General features: G+C 31.2%; 2 protein-coding genes. Both read left to right on the top strand.

The annotated features are described in order from the left end of the window. Positions 1-182, top strand: a 182-nt coding sequence (locus OA93_RS23970; protein WP_039116803.1) for a T9SS sorting signal type C domain-containing protein, incomplete at its 5' end; no start/stop codon positions are given. A 349-nt stretch (positions 183-531) separates the two neighbouring features. Further along, on the top strand, positions 532-1,701 hold the full coding sequence (locus tag OA93_RS23965; protein WP_346425757.1) for a histidine decarboxylase: 1,170 nt from the start codon (positions 532-534) through the stop codon (positions 1,699-1,701). The last annotated feature ends 439 nt before the right edge of the window (positions 1,702-2,140 follow it).

Below are 2,140 nucleotides of genomic sequence, written 5' to 3'. Positions count from 1 at the left end.
CTTACAATAGTAATTTGAATAAGGTTTTTATTTATGATGTATCAGGGAACTTGCTATACAAAAAAGAAGCTGTATCGGGTTCTAAATTAGTTATCGACAACTTAAGATCTAGTAATCAGGTTTTAATGGTGAAAGTAATTTCGGATGATAATCATGTCGAGACCAAAAAAATTATTTATTAATTTAACAACATAGAAACACAGCCTTTTTTTAACTTAAAGCAGCTATTTTACTTATTTACAAGGAATATAGCTGCTTTATGCCTAAGAAATGTATTTTTATGTGTTAGTCATCAATTTAATAACCCGAGGGAAACCAGCAAACAGAGTAATTAAACTGATGGGCTAACTATAAAAGCATTACTATTTATTTATCTATGACATCCATCTCAGAATAATTATATGGTTTCAGAAAAAAGAAACATTAGATTGGATATTAAAAAACTTAATTACAACTCAATTTTAGAATTATATTTTGAATGTACTCATTAATAAAAAATATTGAACCACTAAAAGTAAATTTACTGTAAAAATAAATATTATAATCCCCATCTCAGAATCACTATCCGTACAAGACAGTCAACGCTTATTTGATTTGAATCAATACATCGAAAATGCAAGAGATAACTTCTTAGGCTATCCTGTATCTAAAGATTTTGATTATTCAGAAATCAATCATTTTTTTAAATATCCGATTAATAATCTTGGAGATCCTTTTGAGAATTGCACTTACAAAGTACAAACACACGAACTAGAAATAGAAGTGGTTGGCTTTTTTGCCAAATTATTCCGCGCCGATCCAAAAGATTATTGGGGTTATGTAACAAATGGTAGTTCTGAAAGTAATCTATACGGACTCTATCTCGCACGAGAATTACATCCAAAAGCTATAGTATACTACTCTGAATCGGCCCATTATAGCATACGGAAAAACATTCACTTACTCAACATACCGAGCATCGCTATTCGATCACAAGAAAATGGTGAAATAGATTATGATGATTTTGAAAATACTCTAAAACTCAATCGTAATAAACCGGCCATTGTACTTGCTACTTTTGGCACAACCATGAAAGAAGCCAAAGATGACGTATCAAAAATTAAGAATATTCTAAAAAAATTAGCCATACAAGACAACTACATCCATTGTGATGCAGCCCTATCCGGAAGTTATGGTGCCTTTATGCAACCACGACTTCCCTTTGATTTTATGGATGGCGCAGAGAGCATTTCAATCAGTGGACACAAATTTATAGGTTCGCCTATTCCAACTGGCATTATTATCACAAAGCGCTCCAATAGAGATAGAATCTCAAAAGGAATATCCTATATCGGCTCCCTAGACACAACAATTTCTGGGTCCAGAAACGGTCATTGTCCGTTGTTTTTATGGTATGCCATAAAAAAACTAGGTGTTGAAGATTTAAAAAAACGCTATTTACACAGCTTAGAAGTAGCTGAATACTGCGAACAAAGATTAAAAACTATAGGGATTGCTGCCTGGAGAAATCCAAATTCTATAACAGTAATTTTTCCAAAAACAAACGAAGAAATTAAATTAAAATGGCAATTAGCCACTCAAGGCGATATCTCCCATATTATTTGCATGTCAAACGTAACCATACAACAAATCGATCTTTTTATCTACGATATAGAGAATTGTACTGAAAACCCAGATGAAATGACAGAATTCACTTGGTAGTGTTTCCCAGTTAGTAAAATGAGATTTTACGTTTTAACTTGTAGAAAAAGAATATTTATTAGCAAAAAATAAGTTAAGGATGAGTAATATTACTCATTCACTTTGTTTTAATATCGTTTTAATAGAGCTATTAAACGATAGCACAGTAATTCTTTTCGTGTCTACAAACTTTACTTTTCCAATATAAAATATTCCACAAAAAACTAAGATTAGATACCATTAACTAATCACTTAGCAATCATAATTTTTTATTACGGGTACAATAATACTGCCCTATCCTTTCTATCAGTCATACGTCTATCTTCCTAATAGTATCAATAAATTAATAATCAAACTGAACTCCAACTTACCCTTCTCTATAAATACCATCTACATAAAAAAAGCTAAATTAATCACTCAAGCTGTTGTAATAAATTGTATCAATAAGGCAAATTAACAG

Origin of the sequence: Flavobacterium sp. KMS (assembly GCF_000813005.1) — a bacterium.
In the GTDB taxonomy this organism is placed as follows: Bacteria; Bacteroidota; Bacteroidia; order Flavobacteriales; family Flavobacteriaceae; genus Flavobacterium.
The sequence above is the reverse complement of the archived record's forward strand: the minus strand, read 5'-3'. Positions and strand labels throughout refer to the sequence as shown.